Below are 23542 nucleotides of genomic sequence, written 5' to 3' on the forward strand. Positions count from 1 at the left end.
TCGCAGCGGGGGCTCCGACATGTCCGAGGACGATTTGGAGAGTAACCCTGTGCCCGGCCGACGGGATCCCTAAGCACGCCATGCTTCTTATGTGCAGCAAAGCTAATACTGCTAAAATACAAAGCGCTCATGTAGTTTAAACGCACGACGATAAGGAGCACCAGTGGGTAACCACTTCCGTACCTCCGGTGCGGGCGATGATGCCCCCAAGACGCAGGCAGGCGTCCAGGGCAGTCGTTTCGCCACTCCGGATTCAGAGGGCCAGCCTGTTGCTCAGGCCCCCGCTCAGCCGGCAGATCAGGCACAGCCGGCATCCGATCCCTTTGCCTACAATCCAACCAGCGATGTCGCGCTTTCCGGCACGGCGGGTTTTGAGCCCGTTCAGGCCGTGACCGCTCGCGTGGAGCAGCCTCAGGCTGGCGCCGCCACGCCGCAGCCTACCATGGCCGGCATTCCCGACCCCATGGCCCCTGCGACGCCGGCTCCTCAGCCTGCGCAGTCCGGTCTCTTTGCCGCTATTCCCGACCCCACGCAGCCTGCTGCCCCGGTGGTCGAGAGCGATCAGGCCGCCGAGGTCGCAAGCCTCGAAAACGCGCTCAACAACCCCGATTTTACGTCGGTGTTTGCGCCCATCGATCCGCAGGCCAGCCGCAAGAAGATGGCCAAGCAGGCCGGTGTCGAGCCCGTCATCCTTATGGAGCATGTCACCAAGATCTATCCGGCACAGCCCAACAAGCCTGCACTCGACGACATCAACATCGAGATCTATCCGGGCGAGTTCGTCTTCCTGGTCGGTCACTCCGGTTCGGGTAAGACCACGCTGCTGTCGACGCTCAACCGCGACGTCAAGCCGACGAGCGGCCGCATCCTGGTTGCCGGTCAGGACCTCATGAAGATCAAGAACCGCAAGGTTCCGTTCCTGCGCCGCCAGATTGGCGCCGTGTTCCAGGACTTTAAGCTTCTGCCGCAAAAGACCGCCTACGAAAACGTGGCGTTTGCCCTGCAGTGCATCGGCAAGCCCAAGGGCGTCATTCGCAGCCAGGTGCCCGAGGTGCTGCGTCTGGTCGGCCTGGCCGATCAGATGGACTCGCTGCCCGACCAGCTTTCCGGTGGCGAGCAGCAGCGCGTTGCCGTCGCCCGCGCTATGGTCAACCGTCCGCCGCTGCTGATCTGCGACGAGCCGACGGGCAACCTCGACCCGGCGATCTCGCTGGGCATCATGAAGCTGCTCGAGCGTATTAACCGCACTGGCACCACCGTGATCGTCGCCACGCACGACCGCGAGATGGTCGATAGCATGCACCGTCGCGTGATCGCCCTCGAGGGCGGCCACGTTATCCGCGACCAGGAGAGGGGAGGTTACGGCAACTATGGCACCAACTAACGTGGGCTACTCCTTCAAAGAGGCAATCAGCCACTTCTTCCGTAACTGGACTACCTCGCTCGGCGCCGTCATCACGATCTTCCTTTCGCTGTTTATCATCGGCCTGTTCATCATGGGCTCCGCGATGCTGAACTCCGTGATCGGCACCGTCGAGGATCAGGTTGTCATCAACGCGTTCATTAGCGATGACGCCGATCAGGCCGATGTTCAGGCTTTTGAGGCCGAGCTTAAGACGTGGAATAACGTCAAGTCCGTGACCTATAAGGACAAGGACGACGCGCTGGCCGAGTATACGAGCAAGATGTCGGGCAACGCCGACGCCACCATGAGCGCGCTCGATGGCCAGAACCCGCTGCCGGCTTCCTTCGCTATTGAGATGGACGATCCGTCCAAGGTCGAGAGCACGGCAAAGAAGCTCAAGAAGGATGCCGATTTCCAGAAGATCGCGGATGACGGCGACGTCAACGCGAGCGTGCTGTACGGCCAGGAGGAAGTGAGCCGCCTGTTCCAGGTGACCAACTACATCCGCATCGCCGCCGTGGTGCTCGTTGGCCTGCTGACTTTTATCGCGTTCATCTTTATCAACAACACGATTCGCCTGTCCATTACGGCGCGTCGTCGTGAGATTGCGATTATGCGTCTGGTCGGCGCCAGCAACGGCTTCATTCGTGGCCCGTTTATCACCGAGGGCGTGCTGCAGGCCATTTTGGGCTCGCTGCTTTCCATCGGCGTTCTGGAGCTGCTGCGCAATCTGATGATCCCGCGTCTGCAGGAGAGCATCGGCTGGATGTCGTTTGCCCTGCCGATGCAGTACTACCTGGTGACCTATGCTGCGCTGATTCTGGTCGGCGTGATTATCGGTCTCTTTGGTTCTGCCATCGCCATGCGCCGCTACCTGCGCGTGTAGGCATGCTTGGAATTCATCCCTTCCAACGGGTCGTCTCTTATGGGGCGGCCCGTTTTTTGATCCCTAGGGGACGGCAGGAAAGCGAATCATTTGGGTAGACTCTTTGGAGTTCGCAATCGATAGTTAGGAGGCGCCATGGGGCGCAATAACAAGCATAAGCGTGGAGCTCGCAATCAGCGCGGGCCGGTGCGCAGCGAACGCCGTCCGAGCCTGACCGGGCGCGTGCAGCTCCATGAGCATAGCGCCTACGTTGTAACCGAAAACGGCGACTACAAGGTCATGGGCCGCGGTAAGCGCGAGATCATGGATGGCGATACCGTTGCCGTGAGCATTAAGAACAGCCCGCACGGTGAGCGGCGCGCCGTGATCGAAAGCGTGGTTGAGCGTGCAGCCATAAGCGTGGTGGGCACGTACCAGACCGCCGGTCCGCTCGGTGTGATCGAGCCGCTCGATTCGCGTCTGAAGGCCGACTTCTTCATTCTGCCCGAGGATACCTCGGCGGATCGTCTGGGTGTCCACCCGGGTGATGCTGTTGTCGCGCGCATTTTGACCTACCCGACGCGCCTGGAATCGGGTACCGTGACGATCGAACGCCGCATTGGCGGAGATGACGCGCCCGATTTGGGCGTTCAATATGTGATGGCGCGTTACGGCTATACCGATAGCTATCCCGAGGCCGCGCTGGACGAGGCCGAGGGGCTTTCGCTCGATGTGTCCGCGGCGCTTAAGGACCCGCTCCGCCGCGATCTGCGCGACCGCTTTGTCATCACGATCGACCCAGTCGACGCGCGCGACTTTGACGACGCCATTTCGCTGGAGCGCACGCCCGAGGGTGGCTACAAGCTGGGTGTGCATATCGCCGACGTTTCACACTATGTGGCTTGGGACGGGCATATCGATCTTGAGGCTCGCCATCGTACGACATCGGTGTATCTGGTCGATCGCGTGCTTCCCATGCTGCCCGAACGCCTGTCCAATGACCTGTGCTCGCTTCGCCCTGACGAGGACCGTCTTGCGTTTACCGTTGACATTGAGCTCGATGCACAGGGTCGCGTGCGGCATTACGATCCGTACCCCAGCGTGATTCGCTCGCGTGTGCGTATGGACTATGACGGCGCCGAGGCGCTGCTGGTGCGTGCCGGCGCGGTTGAGTATTCGGTGCTGGAGGGTGCAGCCGAGGATGTTGCGGCTGCCGAGACCTCGCGCGAGGAAGCGCTTGAGCGCGGTCTTGCGTGCGAGGAGGCCGCCCGCGGCTACAACGTCGACCTCGGCGATTTCCTTGTCGCCGCTAACGAACTCGCCGAACTCCGCCGTCGTATCCGTCGCGCCCGCGGCTCGGTCGATTTTGACACGGCCGAGATTCGTGCTCTGTTGGATGAGGACGGAGTGCCCGTGCAGATTGTGGCGCGTGAGCGTTCGTGTGCCACGTCGCTTATCGAGGAAGCTATGCTGCTCGCCAACGAGTGCGTTGCAGAGTGGCTGGCAGACCGTGATATCGAGGCCTGCTATCGCGTGCATGAGGATCCGAGCCCCGATAGCCTGCACGGTGCCGCCGTTGCGCTGGCGCAGCTAGGCATCATCGACGATCGCCGTGCTGCCGGTATTGCCCTGGGGAGCCCCGATGAGCTGCAGGCTGCAGTCGATGCTGCCGCCGGTACGGCCAACGCACCGCTCGTTAACACGCTGCTTCTGCGCAGCATGCAGCGCGCGCTGTACAAGCCGCGCAACGAGGGCCACTTTGCGCTCGCCGCGCCGTGCTACTGCCACTTTACGAGTCCCATCCGTCGCTACCCCGATCTGGTGGTGCACCGCGTACTCAAGCTGCAGTTGGCCTATGAGCAGCTCGGCGGCAAGGACGCCTTGGTCCGTACGTCGCGGCTGATCGGCAAGGGACGCGAGTCGCTGCCGCGCATTCTGCCGCAGATCTGCCGCGCATGCAGCGATGCCGAGCGCGCGGCAGATGCCGCCAGCCATGCGACGCAAAAGATCAAGATTGCCCAGTACTATGAGGACCGTCTAGGCGAGCGCTATGCCGGAACCGTCTCGTGGGTTAGCAGCATGGGCCTCTTTGTGCGCTTGGATCTAACGCAGGTCGAAGGCTTGGTTTCGATCAAGAGCCTGGGCAACGAGTGGTTCGAGTTCGACGAGGACGCGCTAACGCTCACGGGTGCCGACACGGGCACCCGTTACGAGCTGGGGCAGCGCGTGATTATCGAGGTCTCGCGCGTCAATACCACGCGTGGGCACCTGGACTTTAAGCTTATCCATTAGCCAAATCCCGACTCATGGTGGGGGAGCGGAGGGCGGCCTTTCGGGACCGCCCTTCGCATTTGAATCGTGGCTACCTTGCCGTCTGCTCGGCCGCCCGCTTACCTGCTATTTGAGAGGTAAAACCTACCAAAATAAACCTGTCCCTTTTTGGCAGGTTTACAAGAAAGCGGGGATGAGATGGCGACGGTGTACGGTTATGCGCGGGTGAGTTCGCGCGATCAGAGCCTTAATCGGCAGCTGGATGCGCTGGGCGCCTATGGCGTGGGCTCGGCGAATATTTATGCCGACCATGCGAGCGGCAAGGACTTCGATCGACCGCATTATCGCGAGCTGTTGCACGTCCTGGGAGACGGGGACGTGCTGGTGGTGCTTTCTATCGACCGACTTGGTCGTAATTACTCCGAGATTCTTGAGGAATGGCGACGCATTACCAAGGAGCTCGGGGTTGCCATTGTGGTGTTGGACATGCCATTGCTTGACACGCGCGCTAGGGCCAGCGGCGCGCCGGATGTGACCAACACCCTGATTGCCGATATTGTGCTGCAACTACTGAGCTACGTGGCGCAGGTGGAGCGCGAGAATATCCATCGGCGCCAGGCGGAGGGAATTGCAGCGGCGCGGGCGCGAGGGGTTCGTTTCGGTCGACCTCGCAAGCCGTGCCCTCCTCAGTTTGAGCTGGTGCGCGATAGCTATGAGGCAGGCGATATTACCCGCAGCCAGGCAGCAAAGTGCCTGGGCGTGTGCGTGGGGACGTTCGATCGCTGGATGCGCGAGGCGGGGTAGGGGTTTGCGTCGCTTTGTCGCTTCCTGTTGCGATTCAAATTTTGATACGGTGACGATGCCATTTGGGGCTACACTCGCTGATATTCAAAAAAGGAGGTTGGCCCTTGGCGCGCGTAAAACAAATAATCGGATGGACCGCAATTGTTCTGTTCGTTGCAACGCTGGCGGGCATCTGGGTGCTGACGGAGCAAAATGCGGTGGAGACGTCGTTGCTGAGCGAGTCCACCGCGCGTGTGGTGGAGGGTCAGGCTACGGGCGTTCAGGCTGCTGATGCCACGGGTGAAGCCCAGACAGAGAACGGAATGACCGGGGGCACCGATTCGGCTGCCTCGAATGTCCGGTCTGGCCGACTTGCTTCCATTCGCATGTGGGTGGGCACGAACGTCCGTCGCGTTGCCCATACCGTAGAGTTTTTCTTCGTCGGATTGTTCGCCTCCGTGGTCGTGGGTTGCCTTTCCAGGCGTCCGTGGAGCGTATGCTCTCGTTGCGTGCCCGTATTGCTCTTTTGCGCCGCCTGCTCCGTTGGCGATCAGGTACATAAGATCTTTGTTCCCGGCAGGCATTTCGACGTTATCGATTTAGGATTCGATGCTGCGGGCTATGTCACCGCCATGCTGTTGGTATTGCTGGCAGCGGCGTTGGTGCGCCATGCGACTCGGCCGATCGGCGCCCATGCGAGGCGCTAGCCGGTAACAAACCCGTTTCTGATAATGCGACCTTGTTGAATTATTTTGTGTCGCGCGTATTTCCGAGCGGTCGGATTTGAGGGGCGAGCGGTAGAACGCTCGCCCTTTGTGCGCCACGATGCGGCACAATGTACCGCAAAAGCTGTTTGTATCCGGTACGAATCGTTCGTTGGTCTTTAATTCTTCTCAACGGAGGTGTTTGAGATGGCAAACGGATTGCTTTTGCGGCTTCGCGAGCGTGAGCTCAGCGCGTGCCCGGCGGAACGCAATGTCATCGCATATGTAAGCGCTCATCCGCACGAGGTGGTCGGGCTGTCCGTCCGCGGTCTTGCCGATGTCACGTTCTCCTCGCCCTCGAGCATTTTGCGCTTTTGCAAGCGTTTGGGTTTTGCGGGCTACAAGGAGTTCCAGCGCGAACTGATTGCCGAGCTGGCGCTCTTAGGTGACAAGAAAGACGTAGCCCTCGAGGACATCTCCATGGATGACAGCGTCGAACGTATCGTGGGGAAGGTGATGAAAAGCAACGTGCGCACGATCGAGGCGACGGCGCGAACGCTCGATTACACCGTCTTGGAGCGATGCGCGGCCCGTCTTAAGCGGGCACGCGCGGTCAATCTGTTCGGTATTGGTGCCTCTCGTTTGGTCGCGCACGACCTGGCGCAAAAGCTCATGCGTGTCGACAAAGAGTGCCATCTGTACGACGACTGGCATGATCAGCTCTTATGTGCCAAGAACATGCATGAGGGCGATATGGCAATCGCCTTTAGCTACTCGGGCTTGACGCAAGAGGTGCTGGACTGCACCGTCGAGGCTCAACGTCACAACTGTCCCGTTGTGGCCGTTACCAAAGTAGATGGATCATCCAAGCTTGCCACCATGGCCGATGCCGTGCTCGGCGTTGCTGCGAGTGAACCCTTGGTCCGCAGCGGTGCCATGGCTTCGCGTATGGCCCAGCTTATGGTTGTCGATGCCCTGTACGCTGCTTACGTTGCCAGCGACTACGAACGGGCGACGCATGTCATTAAGCAAAACTACATCGAGAAACAGGAAAGATGAGGTGAATGAAATGCTCGATTTAACAAAATTCACGACCGAACAGCGTAATCAAAGGTCAATGGACCTCGATACGATGACATCGCTGCAAATCGTCACGACGATGAACGATGAGGATCTTCGTGCCGTCCAGTCGGTCACGAAAGTGTTGCCCCAGGTTGCCACAGCAATCGACTGGGCTGCTGAGGCACTCGAGCGCGGCGGGCGCGTCTTTTACATGGGCGCAGGCACCAGCGGTCGTCTGGGCGTACTCGACGCTTCGGAGTGTCCGCCCACGTTTGGTGTGTCACCCGATCTGATTGTCGGGCTCATTGCCGGAGGCGAGACGGCGTTTATCAAGGCTGTCGAAGGTGCCGAAGACAGCGATGAGCTTGGCGCGAACGACCTGCGAGAGCGTGGACTCTCGGACAAGGATCTTGTCGTTGGCCTGGCGGCAAGCGGTCGTACTCCTTATGTGGTGGGCGGCCTTGTGTACGCCAAGGCAACTGGGTGCAAGACCATTGCAATTGCCTGCAACCAAGGGTCGAAGATCGGGGAGAGCGCAGATCTTGCCATTGAGCCCGTGCCCGGTCCCGAGGTGCTGACCGGCTCAACGAGGCTCAAGGCGGGAACGGTTCAAAAGCTCATTCTCAACATGATTTCGACCGGTGCCATGGTCAAGATTGGCAAGGTATACCAAAACCTGATGGTCGATGTGCAGCAGACGAACGAGAAGTTGGTGGTGCGCGGCCAGAACATCGTGATGGAGGCGACCGGCTGCACGCGCGAGCGCGCCGTTCAGGCGCTTGCAGATGCCGGCGGCCACGTAAAAACCGCTATTGTCTCGGTACTGCTGGACTGCGATGCCGAGCAGGCTGCGGTGGCTCTTGAGCGGGCGCGAGGCCATGTCCGTGCTGCGGTGAGTGGCCATGAGAAGAGCAATGCCGATGCCCAATAGGTGCGCGGCGTGAGCTGATATGACATCCAGACGAGATACCCAATACAAGGAGGAGTTATGACGAACAAAGAGCTGGCTCAAAAGCTGCTGGACCTTTTGGGCGGTAAAGACAACGTGCTCGCAAACGCGGCGTGCATGACGCGCCTGCGCGTGACCGTCAAAGACACGGGCAACGTCGACACGGAGGGCATTAAGGCACTCGACGGCGTGATGGGCCTGGTCGAGGACGACACGATGCAGATCGTGCTGGGTCCGGGCAAGGTGAATAAGGTGCTCGAGGAGTTCTCCAAGCTCACCGGCCTTGCGAAAGGCGTTGCTGACGAGAGCGTGGTTGACGCTGCGGCCACAAACAAGGCCGCGCAGAAGGCCAAGTACGAGTCCAAGCCGGTTCAGGCCTTCCTCAAGAAGATTTCCAATGTCTTCGTCGCCCTGCTTCCCGGCATCATTGCGGCTGGCCTCATCAACGGTATCTGCAACGTCATTAACGTCTCGACGGCAGGCGCGCTTGCAGGCGAGTGGTGGTACCAGGGCATTCGTTCCATGGGCTGGGCCCTGTTCGCCTATCTGCCCATCTTGGTGGGTTATAACGCGGCACGTGAGTTTGGTGGCTCCGCTGCGCTGGGCGGCATCGCCGGCATGATGTGCATCGCCAACAGGGCCATGCCCCTGCTTGCGCCTGGCGCGGCTGATCCTGCCACTGCCATTCTGCTGCCGCTCACCAGTGCGCAGTACAACCCTGCAGCGGGCGGCATGATCGCGGCTCTCATCGCTGGCGCATTTTTTGCCTGGATGGAGCGTCAGATTCGCAAGGTTATGCCCAACGCACTCGACACGTTCTTGTCCCCGCTGCTGGTGCTCATCATCGGCGCCTTTGCTCTGATGCTCGTCATCCAGCCGGTTGGCGCATGGCTGACGACTGCCATCTTTAGCGTTTTGACCTTTATCTTCGAGAAGCTGGGCGTCCTGGGCGGCTATATCCTGTCGGCAGGCTTCTTGCCGCTGGTGTCCGTCGGCCTGCATCAGGCGCTCACGCCGATCCACGCTATGCTCAACGATCCCGACGGCGCTACCAAGGGTATCAATTACCTGCTTCCCATCCTTATGATGGCTGGCGGCGGCCAGGTCGGTGCCGGTTTGGCGCTGTACTTTAAGACCAAGAACGCCAAGCTCAAGAAGTACGTCGCAGAGTCCATTCCCGTTGGAATCCTGGGTGTGGGCGAGCCTCTGATGTATGCTGTTACGCTGCCGCTCGTTCGTCCGTTTGTGACGGCCTGCCTGGGTGCCGGATTTGGCGGCGCGCTCGCGGCGCTGCTTCACATCGGCACGGTTTCTCAGGGCGTTTCCGGTCTGTTTGGCCTGCTGATCGTTGTTCCTGGCCAGCAGCTCGGCTACGTTGCCGCTATGCTGCTTGCCTATGCCGCCGGCTTTGTCCTGACGTGGTTCTTTGGCGTCGACGAGCAGAAGATCAACGAGTTCTTTGGCGAGTAGTTTGATATTGCGAGCCGTGTTGCTCAGGGTTCGCGGCGCGCGGCAGATTTCTTGATGCTATGGTTGTGCCGGCGGGGCTAACTGCTCCGCCGGCCTTTTTTAAAGGAGCGTTGAAGCGTGAAAACGGGTATTTCGATTTATCTTTCCAGCCCATTGCAGGATATTGAGCGGACGATTGAGCGTGGTGCCGCGGCGGGTGCGCGCTATGCGTTCACCTCGCTGCATATTCCCGAGGATGGGGGAGCGGCGTATGCCGATAAGGTCCGTCATGTGCTGTCGCTGCTTTCCGCCCGCGGCATTGCGCTCATTGCCGATGTGGGGCCTCGCACGTGCGATTTGCTCGGGCTTGAGCGCATCGAGGACCTGCGCGATCTGGGATTGGAATACCTTCGTTTGGACTATGGCTTTAGCGCCCAGCGGGTCGCGGAGCTGTCCGGTGTATTTCGCATTGTGGTCAATGCATCGACGGTGAGTTCTGATGAAATCGCATCGTGGCGTGAAGCCGGCGCCGATGTGACTCGTTTTGCCGCCTGCCACAATTTTTACCCCAAGCCTTATACCGGTTTAGCTCTGGAGGACATTGCTCGGACGAATCTTCGTCTTGCGGCGCTTGGATTCGAAATCATGGCTTTTGTGCCGGGTGATGCTAACGTTCGCGGGCCGGTATTCGAGGGACTGCCGACGGTCGAGGCGCAGCGCGGTCGCGCGTCAAAGGTTGCTCTCAATATGCTTGAGCTTGCACATGGCGCCGATTGCGACATTGTGTTGGTCGGCGACCCCGATCTATCCGATGCGGGCTGGGCGCAGTTTGCTCAAGTTTCCGCCGGATACGTGGATTTGCAATGCGAGCTTGAGCCCGGTTATGCCTATGTGCGCGGGCAGATTCATCACGACCGGCCCGACTCGAGCGTCCTCATCTTTAGGTCTCAGGAGTCACGTACGACGCATAAGCCGGATTCCGTGCCGACGGATGCCGGAGCCGGCCTGCCGCGAAAGGCGGGGTCGATCGCTGTGAGCAATAGCGGATATGGGCGCTACGAAGGCGAGCTTGAGATTGCGCGGGTCGATCTTCCCGGTGACGAGCGCATGAACGTTGCGGGCCATATCACGCCCGAGGCAATGGAGCTGCTGCCGTTCATCAAACGCGGATTCGGGGTACGGTTCGTTTAGCGTGTGACCCGTGGGCTACAATTGGCCCATCATACGAAGGCGCCTCGTGTGGCGTGTGCCTGCGTTGGCCGATCTATATTCGGAGGATTCCCATGACCTTACTGTTTGTTGAATATCCCAAGTGCTCGACCTGTAAGAAGGCCAAGACATGGCTGGACGAACATGGGGCAGAGTATATCGATCGCGATATCGTTTTGGACAATCCCACGGCTGATGAGCTTGCGACCTGGATTGCTCGTTCGGGGCTGCCGGTGCGGCGCTTCTTTAATTCGTCGGGCATGAAATATCGAGAGCTGGGCCTGAAGGCGCGTCTGGATGCGGGCATGACGGATCGGGAGTGCTACGAGCTGCTGGCGACCGACGGCATGCTGGTCAAGCGTCCGCTGCTGGTGGGCGACGACTTTGTGATTCCAGGCTTTAGGGAATCGGCTTGGGCCGAGGCGTTGCTGTAGCGGCTGCGGAAAGTGCGACCCGTTTTGGGTGATCGGCGTGGGATGTGTTTTCCATCGACGGGCTCGCTCGGCTCAATCCTCGAGCTGTGCCCATTCGTGCGGATCGTAGACCTTTACGTGCTTGTTGGGCTTGCCGCTCCAGTACTCCTCGTCCATAAAGGGCAGATATGCCTGAACGCCGGGGCAGATAAAGGGAATCCGCTGCTGTTGCAGTCGCTCGCGCTGGCGCTGCTCCAGGTGCGCCTCGGATATGACGGTCGGCATACCGGACAACTCGACGAGGCTTGCCTGGATTCGCTTAAGGTCGGGGAGTCCCGCGTGCCATGACATCCGCATGATCAAAAAGGATGCACGGCGGTATTTTGCCTGCACCACAGTAATGGCGGGGCGCAGTGTGGGATGGATTTTGTCCCGTTCGGGCCAAAGGTCGGCAGTGATCTCGAGGCCCAGGGTCTCCCATAGGTAATCAAGCTCTTCGTCCATGGTACCTCGATATCTACGCGATCATTGATACTTCGATTGTGTTGCCTGGTGCTATCGTTTTCGCGGTAGAATCTGCCAACGGTTGACGGCTACCGCTCGCGGTGTTTTGCCCTTCGTGTACAGCGGTCGGCTTCACAGGTCCTTCACGGGTTGGACTAAATTAGGCCAATTTGACTGAATTTCAAAAAAGTCAAAATTGGGGCTTGCGTCACGGCGAGACTTCCCGTATATTTCTTTCTTGCGCAAAGGCACAGCCGAGCGCAGCGATGCAGTCATTGGGATGTCGTCTAATGGCAGGACAGCGGATTCTGGTTCCGTCAATGGGGGTTCGACTCCCTCCATCCCAGCCATTGCATTTGCTACATATGGCCCGTTCGTCTAGCGGTTTAGGACGCCGCCCTCTCAAGGCGGAGATCACCAGTTCGAATCTGGTACGGGCTACCAAAATTGAATGCCCGGGCCTCGTAAGAGACCCGGGTTTTGTGTATTGACCGATGCTTAAGGCGCGCGTTGAGTCTGCCGCCCGGATTGAGGAGTAGCCATGGATCTGCCCATCAGCTTGCAAGACATCACGTATGCCGAGAACTATCTGGCGCAGGGCGACCTGGCTACGGCGACGCCGCTGCTGGAGCGTCTGGTGGAGCTCGCCGAGGAGTATATCGACGCTGAGTGCAAGACGGAGGAGAAGCGTCAATACTTTAGCTTCGATAGCAAGTTTGAGCGCTTGGCCTATCGCCGCGTGGAGAAGGATCCGCGCGAGCTCGTGCAGGTCGAGGTGCCGTTTGACCGCCTGTACTCTGACATGGCGTTTGCCTACATTCGCCAGCAGGATTATGTGAGTGCTCGCAACGCCTTGATGCAGGCCGTGCGCTGGGACCCCATGAACTGCAACTACCGCCTGGATCTGGCCGAGCTGTTCCGCGCTCTCGAGGACAAGCAGGAATGGGCATCGCTCTCGTTCTCGGTGCTGGAGCGTGCAAGCGATGGCAAGTGCGCCGCCCGCGCTTACGCCAATCTAGGTCAGTACTTCTTGGAGCCCGAGACCGAGAACGTTTCGGCTGCCGTGGGCTGCGCGCGTCTGGCGCTGCGCCTGGCGCCCAACGATGCGCATACGACGCGCCTGCTCAACAAGATCCATACCACCTATCCGGATGCCGCCGATGAGAGCGACGACCACGTGATGGGTGAGCTCGCCCTGCAGGGCGTGCCGACCTCACCTTCGGCCGAGATCGCCATCTGCCTGATCATGTGTGCGACCGATGCTGCAAGCGACGGCGACAAGCAGGAGGCGACGCGCCTGACGGTGCGTGCTCGCGACTTGGTGGGCGAGGAGGCCTGCGCGGCGATTATCAAACTGGTGCGCGAGAGCGATGCCGAGCTCAATGCCGAGCGCAAGGCAAAGCGCGCAGGTGCCGACAAGGGAACCGATGGCGCCAAGGAGGCCGGCGATGCCCAGTAAGCGCGAGCGCAAACTCATTTCCAAGAATCGCTCGGCACATCACGAGTACTTTATCGATGAGACGTTTGAGTGCGGTATTGAGCTGAGCGGCACCGAGGTCAAGTCGATTCGCGAGCGCGCCTGTCAGATCACTGACACTTTTGCGCTGATTCGTGGCGGCGAGTGCTGGCTCGTCGGACTGCATATTCACCCTTATAGCCATGGTGGCGTGTGGAATCGCGATCCCGACCGTCGGCGTCGTCTGCTGCTGCACCGCAAGGAGATTGACTTTCTTGACGACAAACTTCGCAACCGCGGCTATGCGCTGGTTCCGTTGGAGCTCTACTTTAATATCGACGGCCGCGTAAAGCTGCTGCTGGGTCTGGGTCGCGGCAAGAAGCTCTACGACAAGCGCGAGGACATGGCCAAGCGTGATGTCCAACGCGAGATCGACCGCGCCCTTAAGGAACGCAACCGTTAGGCACTCTGCATAAGTTGTGGTGGAATACGGACTGTTTTGCCTGTTTGAGGGGCTATTCAGTCCCTATTTCACCGCAACTGCGGGCGTCTCATCTTTCTTACTGTTCTGACACATATGTCTCAAAGGCGGCGTCCGTTATGGGTGCCGCCTTTTTTTGTGGGTACATACATTCATGAGGTTCCAACCCGAGTTAGGGGAGTGATCGTGATGGACAAAACTGCGTTCTTTACCATGCCGAGCGGTCTGTACGTGGTGAGCGCTGCGGCAGATGGGCTGCGCGCCGGCTGCGTCATCAACACTGCGGTGCAAGTGACGTCCATGCCGCCGCGTATTTCGGTTGCCGTGAACAAGGACAATGTCACCTCGGGCGTCATCGCATCGGCCAAAGCGTTCGCGCTGACCGTGATCGATCAGACCGCCGACATGCTCTACATCGGTAACTTTGGGTTCCGCACCAGCAGCGATTATGACAAGTTTGCCAAATACGAGACCCGCGAGACGGCTCTGGGCATGCCCTATGTGCCCGAGCACGCGGCGGCCCTGTTTAGCTGCCGTTTGATCGACACTGTGGATGTGGGCACGCATCTGCTGTTTATTGGCGAGGTCGAGGATGCCGAGCGCCTGAGCGACGAGACGCCGCTGACGTACGACTACTATCACAAGGTGCTAAAGGGCAAGACGCCGCCCAAAGCCTCGTCGTATCAAGGCTAGAAATGTTCTAAAAATACTTGCATTATACTATTGAGAATATATACTAATAAGTAAGTACACCAGCAGTCACGTTCGAGAGGAGAACATCATGGCTGAGGAAAAGAAGACGTATAAGTTTGTGTGCACCGTTTGCGGTTACGAGGTTGAGGTCGACACGCCCGAGCTGCCCGAGGATTACGTGTGCCCGGTGTGCGGCGTCGGTCCCGATCAGTTTGAGCTCGTCGAGGAGTAACTCGCAGGCACACGGCGAAAGCCGAACATAGCTCTGTCCAAGGGTCCCGGTCGAATTCTCGGCCGGGACCCTTTTGATTTATCTGACGGTTTAAAACGGTCTCACGTGTTACAGATTAAGACGTTATATCTGGACAGCCACGCCATCCCAATTACATTCCCGTTAGCAGCACGATGTCGAGAATCGTCACGATGGCACCGATCCCTACGAGCAGCGCGTTGAGCGGGCGCGAGTTGACGTATTTGCCCATGACACGGCGTGAGCTGGTGAGCCGTATGAGCACAAAGACCGTAATCGGCAACTGAAGCGACAGCAGCGCCTGACTCCAGATGAGACCCTCAAAAGGATTTGGGACGACCAAGCACGCCGCCACTGCGCCGACGAAACAAGCCGCCACCCCGATCGAGGAATGTCGGTCGTGGATGTCGTATTCCTCGTCGAACATGCCCGCGGTGATGGTGCCCGCCGCCATGCCCGCCGTCACACTACTCGATATGCCCGCAAACAGCAGTGCCACCGCAAAGATGGTCGAGCTTGCCGGGCCCAGAATGGGGGAGAGCGTGTCCGCTGCGACGGCGAGGTCGTCTACGACAATGCCGTGCGCAAAGAAGGTCGTTGCGGCCAGGATGACCATGGCCGAGTTGATCGCCCAGCCCACGCCCATCGAAAAGAGCGTGTCGAAGAGCTCGTAGCGCAGACGTTCCTCGATAACCTGCTCGCCTTGGCCTTCGAAGTGCATGGATTGGATGACCTCGGAGTGCAGGAAGAGGTTGTGAGGCATAACAACCGCGCCTAGGACACTTACGATAATCGCGGCCGAGCCGGTGGGCATACTGGGTGTGATCCAGCTTGCGGCGGCCTGCGGCCAGTCGACCTTGACCAGCGTAAGCTCAGCCAAAAACGAGAGTCCTACCACGCCTACGAAGGCGATGATCCATCGCTCGGCGCGCTTGTAGGAGCTCGTCATGAGCATCGCCATCGATACTGCCGCCACGATGACGCAGACCGCGCGCACGGGCAGCCCAAAGAGCATTTGAAGGGCAATCGCGCCACCCAGGACTTCGGCCATGGCGGTGGCGATGGTCGCGAGATAGGCGCTGGCGAGCACCATGTGTCCCACGATGCGGGGGAGGTAGTGTGTCGTGGCCTCGGCAAGACAGGTGCCCGTGGCGATGCCCAGGTGCGCCGCGTTGTGCTGCAGCACAATGAGCATAATTGTGGACAGCGTGACGATCCACAGCAGCGCGTAGCCAAACTGCGAGCCCGCGGCCATATTGGAGGCCCAGTTGCCCGGGTCGATAAAGCCGACGGTCACGAGCAGCCCGGGGCCGATGTGCCGGGCGATATCCAGACCTCCGTGGCCTCCGGTGCGGTGCGAGCCAAAGTGTTGTTTGAGATGGTTGAGCATGGTGAGCTCCTGCGTATGGGCGGCGTGACGTCGCATCTGGGTCGTGCGGCGCCACGCGTCGGATTTAGGTTGGGGCTACTTGTGCGCTTTGCCCTGATTGGCAACGGCATCGATCTTGGCGGCGATGGTTGCCGGGTCGCCGATGTAGCGCTTGTCGAGGACGTTGAAATCGGTGTCGAAGGTGTAAACGAGCGGCACGCCGGTGGGGATGTTGACCTTGAGGATTTCCTCGGGCGTGAGGTGCTCGAACTTCATGACGAGAGAGCGCAGTGAGTTGCCGTGTGCGGCGATGAGTACGCGCTTGCCGGTGAGCATTTGGGGGCGAATCTCGTCTTCGAAATAAGGTCAGGCGCGGGCGATCGTATCCTTGAGGCACTCGGTATAGGGCAGTTGATCGGGCGCGACGTCGCGGTATTGCTCCTGGGTGTGGGGGTCGCGCTCGTCGCCCGGCTCGAGCGCCGGCGGGCAGACGTCGAAGGAGCGGCGCCAGATGAGCACCTGCTCGTCGCCGTGCTCCGCCGCGGCATCGGCCTTGTTGAGACCCTGCAGCGCGCCGTAGTGGCGCTCGTTGAGCTTCCAGGATTTGATGACGGGCAGCCACTCGCGATCCATCTGGCCGAGCACGATGTTGAGGGTGTGGATCGCGCGCTTGAGGCGCGAAGTGTAGCAGACGTCAAAGTCGAAACCGGCTTCTTTGAGGGCTCGACCGCCTGCGGCGGCTTCTTCGCGGCCCGTGTCGGTGAGCTCAACATCGGTCCAGCCGGTGAACAGGTTGAGTTTGTTCCACTCGGATTCTCCGTGACGGATAAGGACAAGTTGCATCGTCTGTTGGTCTGTCTGGCATGCCATGGGGGCCTCCTTGATCTGGCACGGCGCGCGTGCCGTTTGCTTGACGCCGCAAAGGATACCCGTTTTAGGCCAGAAAGTTAACCGTGACTAACAAAATTGTTGTATTTGAATGGGACGGTGAAAGGGGATTGCCGAAATGTCTTGATCTGTAACAACTAGGGATGGAAATTGGACCTAGGTGTTACAGATCGAGACAGGAAGAAATGGTCCTATGGAAAATCTCGATCTGTAACAGTTAGCTGCAAAAACCGGCCCTTCGTGTTACAGATCGAGACATTCGGAGCCGTTTCTCAAAAACGTCTCAATCTGTAACATCTAGGCGCCAAAATTGGGTCTTCCTGTTACAGATTGAGATGTTTGAAGCGGTGAGCTTGAAGGCCGAACTTGGGGCCCTTGCTGTCGCCCTTGAGCTCGGCGGCACCCACTCGCAGGGCGCGCGTTACGCGATTGTTTCGAAACGGGCGGGAAACACAACGGGCCGGCGATGCTCCTAGTATGCCTAGTCAACTGACTGTCTAAATATCTAGGGGAGGATCGCGATGCAGGCAGATTCCGCTCAGCAGCAGGGCCTTTATCGCCCCGAATTCGACCACGATGCGTGTGGCATCGGCGCGCTCGCCGATATCAACGGTGAGCGCCATCACCAGATTCTGGACGATGCACTGTCCATTCTGGTCAACTTGGAGCACCGCGGCGGTACGGGACTCGAGAAGAACACCGGCGACGGCGCCGGCATCCTGTTCCAGGTTCCGCATCACTTTTTCCGTAAAGAGGCCCAAAAGTGCGGCCAGATTCTGCCGGCAGAGGGCGACTATGGCGTGGCCATGCTGTTCTTCCCGCAGGACGGCAAGGGCGTAGAGGATGCCCGCCGCGTGTTTGAGGAGGGCTGCGCCGAAGCCGGCGTTCCGCTGCTCTTTTGGCGTGAGGTGCCGGTCGACCCGCACGATCTGGGCGAGACAGCCCGCGCCTGCATGCCTACCATCCTGCAGGCCTTCCTGGGCCGTCCGGACGACACACCCGCCGGTGATGCCTTTGAGCGCCGCCTATACGTGTGCCGCCGCACCATCGAGAAGAAGGCCGACGCTGAGTTTGCCCTGCGCGACAAGATCTTCTATGTGTGCTCCATGAGCTCGCGCACCATCGTGTACAAGGGCATGCTGGTCGCCACGCAGATGCGCCGCTTCTTCATCGACCTCAACGACGCCGCCGTCAAAACGGCCGTGGCGCTCGTTCACTCGCGCTACTCCACCAACACCACGCCCAGCTGGGAGCGTGCGCACCCCAACCGTTTTATCATCCACAACGGCGAGATCAACACCCTCAAGGGCAACGTCAACTGGATCCGCGCCCGCGAGCCCAACCTGTACAGCCCCGTGCTGCAGCACGATCTTGAGCGCGTGATGCCCATCATCAACCGCGAGGGCTCCGATTCCGCGATTCTGGACAATGTGCTTGAGTTCCTGGTCATGAACGGTCGCCCGCTCACGCGTGCCGCGTCCATGTTGCTGCCCGAGCCGTGGGACCACAACGACAGTCTGAGTGAGGAGCGCCGCGCCTACGACGCCTACCAGTCCATGCTCATGGAGCCGTGGGATGGCCCGGCGGCCATCGCCTTTACCGACGGTCGCACGCTGGGTGCCGCTCTCGACCGCAACGGCCTGCGTCCGGCTCGCTACTACGTGACGCGCGACGGTCGCTTTATGCTGGCAAGCGAGGTGGGCACCATCGAGGTAAGCCCCGAGAACATCCTGACGAGCGGCTGCCTGGGGCCGGGCCAGATGCTCGAGGTCGACTTTGCCCGCGGCCGCGTCATCTACAACGACGAGCTGCGCGCCCGCTATGCCAAGGAAAAGCCTTACCGCGACTGGATTGCCGAGGAGACGCTGACCGTCGACGCGCTCGATAGGCCTGCCGCGGCAACGCCCGCCGAGGATACCGAGGTGCCCGCCGCCGTGCGCATGGCCAAGCTCGGGTATCACTGGGATGATGTTGACGAAGTCGTGCGTCCCATGGCCCAGCAGGGCAAGGTGCCGCTCGCCTCGATGGGTATCGATGCGCCGCTGGCCTGCCTGTCCAAGAAGACGCGCTCGTTCTTTGACTACTTCTATCAGCTGTTCGCCCAGGTCACGAACCCGCCCATCGACGCCCTTCGCGAGCATATGGTCACCTCGACCACGCTCTACCTGGGCAACCACGGCAACCTGCTCGAGGACTCTCGTACGGCCTGCCAGCTGGTGCGCTTGGAGCGCCCACTGCTGAGCGAGGAGGAGTTCGAGCGTATCTGTGCCATCGACCGTGTGGGCTTTAAGACCCGTCGCTTCCGTGCCGTCTACCGTCGCGATGCCGGCGAGGGCGCGCTGCAGGCTGCGCTCAAGCAGCTTGCCGAGGACGTCGAGACTGCGGTCCGCGACGGCGTGAACATCGTGGTGCTGAGCGATCGCGCCGGGGCGGGCGAGGTGCCCGTGCCGTCGCTGCTCGCCGTGGGCTGCGTGCACAACCACCTGATCCGCGCCGGCGTGCGCACCTTTGCCGACATCGTGGTGGAGTGCGGCGACGCCGTGTCTCCGCACGACTTTGCGGCACTGGTGGGCTACTCCGCGAGCGGCATCTATCCGTACAACGCACATGCGTGCATCCGCGACTTGGCGGTGCACGGCGATCTGGACGTGACAGCCGAGCAGGGCATCGCCAACTACAACAAGGCTGCGACCGCCGGCATCGTCTCCATCATGTCCAAGATGGGCATCTCCACGGTGCAGAGCTACCACTCCGCGCAGATCTTCGAGGCCGTGGGTTTCACTCCGGAGTTCGTCAACGCGTACTTCGCCGGCACGGTGAGCCGTGTGGGCGGTATGGGTGTCGAGGACGTCGAGCGCGAGCAAAACGAGCGCTACGACGCCGCGCTCGCTATCCTTAAGAGCCCGGCTCCCGATCAACTGCCCACGCTGGGCCTGACCAAGTGGCGCCCGCTTGGCGGCGAGGATCACCTCATCGATCCTCAGACTGTCTACCTGCTGCAGACCGCCTGCCGCGAGGACAGCTACGACACCTTTAAGGAGTACAGCGCCCGCCTGTACCGCACCGGCCGTGCCGTGCGCCTGCGCGACCTGCTGGACTTTGATGCCAGCGGCCGCACGCCGGTTTCGCTCGACGAGGTGGAGCCCGCGCTCAACATCGTCCGCCGCTTTAACACCGGCGCCATGTCGTACGGTTCCATCAGCAAAGAGGCACACGAGTGCATGGCCATCGCCATGAACCGCCTGCACGGTCGTTCCAACTCGGGCGAGGGCGGCGAGGATCCGCGTCGCGAGACCCCGCTGGCCAACGGTGACTCCAAGAATTCCGCCATCAAGCAGGTGGCAAGCGCGCGCTTTGGCGTGACGAGCCGCTACCTGTGCAGCGCCTTCGAGATTCAGATCAAGATGGCCCAGGGCGCCAAGCCCGGCGAGGGCGGACACCTGCCCGGCAAGAAGGTCTATCCCTGGATCGCCGAGGTCCGTCAGTCCACGCCCGGCATCGGCCTGATCTCGCCTCCGCCGCACCACGACATTTACTCCATCGAGGACCTGGCGGAGCTGATCTTCGATCTTAAGAACGCCAACCCCGGTGCGCGCGTGTCGGTCAAGCTGGTCAGTGAGGCCGGCGTCGGCACCATCGCCACCGGTGTGGCCAAGGGCGCTGCCGACAAGATCTTGATCAGCGGCCACAATGGCGGCTCAGGTGCCGCGGCGCGCGATTCCATTTGGCACGCCGGCCTGCCGCTGGAGCTTGGCCTTGCCGAGGCCCAGCAGACGCTGCTGCAAAACGGCCTGCGCTCGCGCGTGGTACTCGAGGCCGACGGCAAGCTCATGGACGGCACCGATGTTGCCGTCGCCTGCCTGTTGGGCGCCGAGGAGTTTGGCTTTGCGACCATGCCGCTCATCTCCATGGGCTGCCTCATGCAGCGCGACTGCCAGCAGGATACCTGCCCGGCCGGCATCGCCACGCAAAACTGCCGCCTGCGTCGTGGCTTTCGCGGCAAGCCCGAGCACGTCGAGCGCTTTATGCTCTTTGTTGCCGAGCAGTTGCGCGAGGTCATGGCGAGCCTGGGCTTCCGCACCATCGATGAGATGGTCGGCCATCCCGAGTGCTTGCGTCAGATCGAGGTCCCGGGCAACCGCAAGGCCAATCTGCTCGATCTGTCACCCGTGCTGGCGAGTGCGACCTGCGAGTTCGGCGCTCATATCCCGGGTGCCGACGGTCGCCACTTCCTGCCGCAGATGGCTGCGGACAGTGAGCTCGACAAGACGCTCGACTCCACGTTGTTTGTGCCCTATACGGCCGATGCCCGTGCGCACCTGCGTCCGATTCGCTTCCGCGCCGATATCGCCAACGTCAACCGCTGCGTGGGCACCATCTTGGGCAACGCGGTGACCAAGGCGCATCCCGAGGGCCTGCCCGCCGGCTCCATCACCATCGATTGCGATGGTTCGGCCGGTCAGAGCTTTGGCGCCTTTCTGCCGCGCGGCATTACGCTCAACGTGTGCGGCGACGCCAACGACTACTTTGGCAAGGGCCTTTCGGGCGGCGAGGTGTCGGTGCGCCCCAACCCGCATGCGACCTACAAGTTCGACGAGAACATCATCGTGGGCAACGTTGCGTTCTTTGGCGCTACGAGTGGCCGCGGCTTCATTAACGGCCTGGCCGGCCAGCGCTTTGGCGTACGCAACTCCGGTGCCACGGTGGTGGTCGAGGGCTGCGGCAACCATGGCTGCGAGTACATGACGGGAGGTCTGGCGCTCATCCTGGGCGAGGTCGGGCAGAACTTCGCCGCCGGCATGACGGGCGGCGTGGCTTACGTCTTTGACCAGTACGGCACGCTCGATGCCCGTGTGAACCACGAGAGCGTTGAGCTCAAGGCCCCGACGGCCGGCGAGCTGGCGCAGATTCGTGCGCTCATCCAGGAGCACGTGGACGCGACGCAGAGCCCGCGCGGCATTAAGCTGCTCTACAGCTTTGAGACGATGAGCAAGCACTTTGTGAAGGTCATTCCGACCGAGTACGAGCGCGTGCTGGCGATTGTCGCCGCCGCCGAGGCCGTCGGCAAGACGCATGAGCAGGCCGAGGAGCTGGCGTTTGACATCGTGACCGGTCGCGCCGACGCCGCCGATGTCGCTCGCTTTGATGTGGCGGGTGGTGTCGCTGGCGCTGTGCCCGCCGCCAGCTCTGTTGCTTCAACCAAGAAGGAGGCGTAAGTGCCATGGGTAAGCCCGGTGCTTTTCTTGATATCGATCGCGTGACCCACGGGCTGCGCCCCGTGGAGGAGCGCAGCCGCGATTTCGATCCGCTGTACGTGGAGCTCGACGATGATGCGCGCCGTGCCCAGGCGAGCCGCTGCATGATGTGCGGTGTGGCGTTTTGTCAGATGGGTGCGAGCTTTGGCAAGGCGCGTCCGAGTGGCTGCCCGCTGCACAATCTGATTCCCGAGTGGAACGAGCTAGTGTATCGCGGCTGCTGGGACGAGGCTGCCGAGCGTCTGTCACTCACCTCGCCTATGCCCGAGTTCTCGAGCCGCGTGTGCCCGGCGCTGTGCGAGGCCGCGTGCAACCTGGGCTCGGTCGACGGCCAGCCCACGACGATTCACGACAACGAGCGCGCGATCAGCGACCATGAGTGGGCAAATGGCGGTCCGCGCCGCTTTGAGCCGGCAGGGGAGGATGCTCCCACGGTCGCTGTGATTGGCTCTGGCCCGGCTGGCCTGGTGGCTGCATGGGAACTTGCGCGTCGCGGTGCCCGCGTGACGGTGTTTGAGCGTGACGACCGCCCGGGCGGCCTGCTCATGTACGGCATTCCCAACATGAAGCTCGAGAAGTCCGTGGTCGAGCGTCGCGTGACACTTATGCGCGAGCTGGGCATTGTGTTCGAGCTGGGTGCTGACGTTACGAACCCTGCGGTGGCGGCCAAGCTCAATGGCTTTGACGCTGTCGTGGTGGCTGCCGGTGCTCGCGCCCCGCGTGGACTGGCTGCTGAGAATATTGACGCGCCCGGCGTGGTGTATGCCGTGGACTACCTGACGGCCTCGACCGTCTCGGTGCTCGATGGCGGCGAGCCTGTCGTCGATGCATGCGGCCTGGACGTCGTGGTCATTGGCGGCGGCGATACCGGTAACGACTGCGTGGGCACCGCGGTACGTCAGGGTGCGCGCAGCGTGCGCCAGTTTGAGTTCTTGCCGGCGGCGCCTGATGCGCGCGCGGCGAGCAACCCCTGGCCGCAGTGGCCCAACGTGAAGAAGACCGATTACGGCCAGCAGGAGGCCATCGCTGCCATGGGCGGCGAGATGCGCGCTTGGGGCGTGGATACGCTCGAGGTGCTGCTGGACAAGAAGGGCGCTGCCGCGGGCCTGCGCGTGGTCGACCTGGATTGGTCGGCCGGCAAGCCTGAACGCATTGCGGGCTCCGAGCACGAGGTGCCGGCCCAGCTGGTGCTCATCGCCTGCGGCTTTACGGGCCCAGAGCACGGTGTGTTCGACGCCGTTGGCGTGCCCGTTGCCACTGCTGGTCGTCCGCTGCCTGTGATGGCCGCCGAGGGCTCGCATCTTGCGGCGCGTGTCGACGGCGTCGCCGCGGATGCCGCGCCGGTGTATGTTGCCGGTGACGCTCGTAACGGCAGCTCGCTCGTGGTGAACGCTATGGCCGACGCCCTGGCCTGCGCAGCCGAAGTCGCCGAGGCGCTGGAGCTGTAAAGTAGTCATTTAAGAACGTCCATTACAGTCGAAATTGTCAGCCCGGGACCGTCTCGGGCTACGATTGAGGCGCGCCCAGAACGGGCCG

General features: G+C 61.1%; 18 protein-coding genes, 2 tRNA genes and 1 pseudogene. 18 read left to right on the forward strand and 3 right to left on the reverse strand.

Annotated features, from left to right (window positions below):
* Window positions 1–163: 163 nt before the first annotated feature.
* The 10 genes from ftsE to PMX21_RS08420 all read left to right on the forward strand — a co-directional run bounded on the left by ftsE (window position 164) and on the right by PMX21_RS08420 (window position 11131).
* A complete protein-coding gene (gene ftsE / locus PMX21_RS08375) occupies window positions 164–1384 on the forward strand; it encodes a cell division ATP-binding protein FtsE (RefSeq protein WP_271759120.1) in 1221 nt (406 codons plus the stop codon).
* Entirely contained in the window at window positions 1371–2291 is a 921-nt protein-coding gene (gene ftsX, locus PMX21_RS08380) for a permease-like cell division protein FtsX (protein ID WP_117769462.1), read from the forward strand. Before ftsE ends, ftsX begins: the two co-directional genes overlap by 14 nt.
* Window positions 2292–2426: 135 nt before the next feature.
* Window positions 2427–4562: a ribonuclease R family protein gene (locus PMX21_RS08385; RefSeq protein WP_271759121.1), complete on the forward strand. Its 2136-nt coding sequence runs from the start codon at window positions 2427–2429 to the stop codon at window positions 4560–4562.
* A gap of 177 nt (window positions 4563–4739) precedes the next feature.
* Window positions 4740–5345 carry a recombinase family protein gene (locus PMX21_RS08390; RefSeq protein ID WP_271759122.1) on the forward strand — a complete coding sequence of 202 codons (606 nt, stop codon included), beginning with the start codon at window positions 4740–4742 and terminating at the stop codon, window positions 5343–5345.
* A 104-nt stretch (window positions 5346–5449) separates the two neighbouring features.
* Window positions 5450–6031 (forward strand): VanZ family protein, encoded by a 582-nt coding sequence (locus PMX21_RS08395; RefSeq protein WP_271759123.1) that lies wholly within the window; start codon window positions 5450–5452, stop codon window positions 6029–6031.
* A gap of 204 nt (window positions 6032–6235) precedes the next feature.
* Window positions 6236–7087: a MurR/RpiR family transcriptional regulator gene (locus tag PMX21_RS08400; RefSeq protein ID WP_271759124.1), complete on the forward strand. Its 852-nt coding sequence runs from the start codon at window positions 6236–6238 to the stop codon at window positions 7085–7087.
* Between the two features lie 10 nt (window positions 7088–7097).
* Window positions 7098–8021, forward strand: a complete 924-nt coding sequence (murQ, locus tag PMX21_RS08405; RefSeq protein WP_271759125.1) for an N-acetylmuramic acid 6-phosphate etherase — start codon at window positions 7098–7100, stop codon at window positions 8019–8021.
* Window positions 8022–8078: 57 nt separating this feature from the next.
* Window positions 8079–9509 carry a PTS transporter subunit EIIC gene (locus tag PMX21_RS08410; protein WP_271759126.1) on the forward strand — a complete coding sequence of 477 codons (1431 nt, stop codon included), beginning with the start codon at window positions 8079–8081 and terminating at the stop codon, window positions 9507–9509.
* A 117-nt stretch (window positions 9510–9626) separates the two neighbouring features.
* The gene (locus PMX21_RS08415; protein WP_271759127.1) at window positions 9627–10679 is read left to right on the forward strand and encodes a MupG family TIM beta-alpha barrel fold protein; all 1053 of its coding nucleotides are present in this window, start codon (window positions 9627–9629) and stop codon (window positions 10677–10679) included.
* Between the two features lie 92 nt (window positions 10680–10771).
* The gene (locus tag PMX21_RS08420; protein WP_271759128.1) at window positions 10772–11131 is read left to right on the forward strand and encodes an arsenate reductase family protein; all 360 of its coding nucleotides are present in this window, start codon (window positions 10772–10774) and stop codon (window positions 11129–11131) included.
* A 72-nt stretch (window positions 11132–11203) separates the two neighbouring features.
* On the opposite strand, the gene PMX21_RS08425 is transcribed toward PMX21_RS08420, so the two are convergent.
* Window positions 11204–11614 (reverse strand): hypothetical protein, encoded by a 411-nt coding sequence (locus PMX21_RS08425; RefSeq protein WP_271746478.1) that lies wholly within the window; start codon window positions 11612–11614, stop codon window positions 11204–11206.
* 276 nt (window positions 11615–11890) lie between these two features.
* On the opposite strand from PMX21_RS08425, the gene PMX21_RS08430 reads away from it, so the two are divergent.
* From PMX21_RS08430 to PMX21_RS08455, 6 genes are all read left to right on the forward strand, one after another.
* A tRNA-Gln gene (locus PMX21_RS08430) sits at window positions 11891–11964 on the forward strand.
* Between the two features lie 17 nt (window positions 11965–11981).
* A tRNA-Glu gene (locus PMX21_RS08435) sits at window positions 11982–12058 on the forward strand.
* Window positions 12059–12155: 97 nt separating this feature from the next.
* On the forward strand, window positions 12156–13073 hold the full coding sequence (locus PMX21_RS08440; RefSeq protein ID WP_271759129.1) for a tetratricopeptide repeat protein: 918 nt from the start codon (window positions 12156–12158) through the stop codon (window positions 13071–13073).
* Window positions 13063–13533, forward strand: a complete 471-nt coding sequence (gene smpB, locus PMX21_RS08445; RefSeq protein ID WP_271759130.1) for an SsrA-binding protein SmpB — start codon at window positions 13063–13065, stop codon at window positions 13531–13533. The genes PMX21_RS08440 and smpB overlap by 11 nt, the downstream gene beginning before the upstream one ends.
* Window positions 13534–13740: 207 nt before the next feature.
* Window positions 13741–14244 (forward strand): flavin reductase family protein, encoded by a 504-nt coding sequence (locus tag PMX21_RS08450; RefSeq protein WP_117746556.1) that lies wholly within the window; start codon window positions 13741–13743, stop codon window positions 14242–14244.
* Window positions 14245–14332: 88 nt separating this feature from the next.
* A complete protein-coding gene (locus PMX21_RS08455; protein ID WP_035137395.1) occupies window positions 14333–14476 on the forward strand; it encodes a rubredoxin-like domain-containing protein in 144 nt (47 codons plus the stop codon).
* 151 nt (window positions 14477–14627) lie between these two features.
* Here PMX21_RS08455 and PMX21_RS08460 read toward each other — a convergent pair whose 3' ends face one another.
* Together PMX21_RS08460 and gpmA are read right to left on the reverse strand one after the other, a co-directional pair.
* On the reverse strand, window positions 14628–15884 hold the full coding sequence (locus PMX21_RS08460) for an Nramp family divalent metal transporter (protein WP_271759131.1): 1257 nt from the start codon (window positions 15882–15884) through the stop codon (window positions 14628–14630).
* A 75-nt stretch (window positions 15885–15959) separates the two neighbouring features.
* Window positions 15960–16733: pseudogene (gene gpmA, locus PMX21_RS08465) on the reverse strand (2,3-diphosphoglycerate-dependent phosphoglycerate mutase).
* 539 nt (window positions 16734–17272) lie between these two features.
* On the opposite strand from gpmA, the gene gltB reads away from it, so the two are divergent.
* Both gltB and PMX21_RS08475 read left to right on the forward strand, forming a co-directional pair.
* The gene (gene gltB / locus PMX21_RS08470; protein WP_271759132.1) at window positions 17273–21967 is read left to right on the forward strand and encodes a glutamate synthase large subunit; all 4695 of its coding nucleotides are present in this window, start codon (window positions 17273–17275) and stop codon (window positions 21965–21967) included.
* A 5-nt stretch (window positions 21968–21972) separates the two neighbouring features.
* A complete protein-coding gene (locus tag PMX21_RS08475) occupies window positions 21973–23454 on the forward strand; it encodes a glutamate synthase subunit beta (protein ID WP_271759133.1) in 1482 nt (493 codons plus the stop codon).
* Window positions 23455–23542 lie beyond the last annotated feature (88 nt).

The organism is Collinsella aerofaciens, from assembly GCF_028209885.1.
In the GTDB taxonomy this organism is placed as follows: domain Bacteria; phylum Actinomycetota; class Coriobacteriia; order Coriobacteriales; family Coriobacteriaceae; genus Collinsella; species Collinsella aerofaciens_BA.

Bases quoted from the DNA above. Each gene is read 5' to 3' on its own strand.
- PMX21_RS08385 (WP_271759121.1), top strand. From the start codon at position 2,427: ATGGGGCGCAATAACAAGCATAAGCGTGGAGCTCGCAATCAGCGCGGG.
- PMX21_RS08475 (WP_271759133.1), top strand. From the start codon at position 21,973: ATGGGTAAGCCCGGTGCTTTTCTTGATATCGATCGCGTGACCCACGGG.
- PMX21_RS08455 (WP_035137395.1), top strand. From the start codon at position 14,333: ATGGCTGAGGAAAAGAAGACGTATAAGTTTGTGTGCACCGTTTGCGGT.
- gltB (WP_271759132.1), top strand. From the start codon at position 17,273: ATGCAGGCAGATTCCGCTCAGCAGCAGGGCCTTTATCGCCCCGAATTC.
- ftsX (WP_117769462.1), top strand. From the start codon at position 1,371: ATGGCACCAACTAACGTGGGCTACTCCTTCAAAGAGGCAATCAGCCAC.
- PMX21_RS08450 (WP_117746556.1), top strand. From the start codon at position 13,741: ATGGACAAAACTGCGTTCTTTACCATGCCGAGCGGTCTGTACGTGGTG.
- PMX21_RS08400 (WP_271759124.1), top strand. From the start codon at position 6,236: ATGGCAAACGGATTGCTTTTGCGGCTTCGCGAGCGTGAGCTCAGCGCG.
- PMX21_RS08410 (WP_271759126.1), top strand. From the start codon at position 8,079: ATGACGAACAAAGAGCTGGCTCAAAAGCTGCTGGACCTTTTGGGCGGT.
- PMX21_RS08420 (WP_271759128.1), top strand. From the start codon at position 10,772: ATGACCTTACTGTTTGTTGAATATCCCAAGTGCTCGACCTGTAAGAAG.
- smpB (WP_271759130.1), top strand. From the start codon at position 13,063: ATGCCCAGTAAGCGCGAGCGCAAACTCATTTCCAAGAATCGCTCGGCA.
- PMX21_RS08440 (WP_271759129.1), top strand. From the start codon at position 12,156: ATGGATCTGCCCATCAGCTTGCAAGACATCACGTATGCCGAGAACTAT.
- murQ (WP_271759125.1), top strand. From the start codon at position 7,098: ATGCTCGATTTAACAAAATTCACGACCGAACAGCGTAATCAAAGGTCA.
- PMX21_RS08390 (WP_271759122.1), top strand. From the start codon at position 4,740: ATGGCGACGGTGTACGGTTATGCGCGGGTGAGTTCGCGCGATCAGAGC.
- PMX21_RS08460 (WP_271759131.1), bottom strand. From the start codon at position 15,884: ATGCTCAACCATCTCAAACAACACTTTGGCTCGCACCGCACCGGAGGC.
- PMX21_RS08425 (WP_271746478.1), bottom strand. From the start codon at position 11,614: ATGGACGAAGAGCTTGATTACCTATGGGAGACCCTGGGCCTCGAGATC.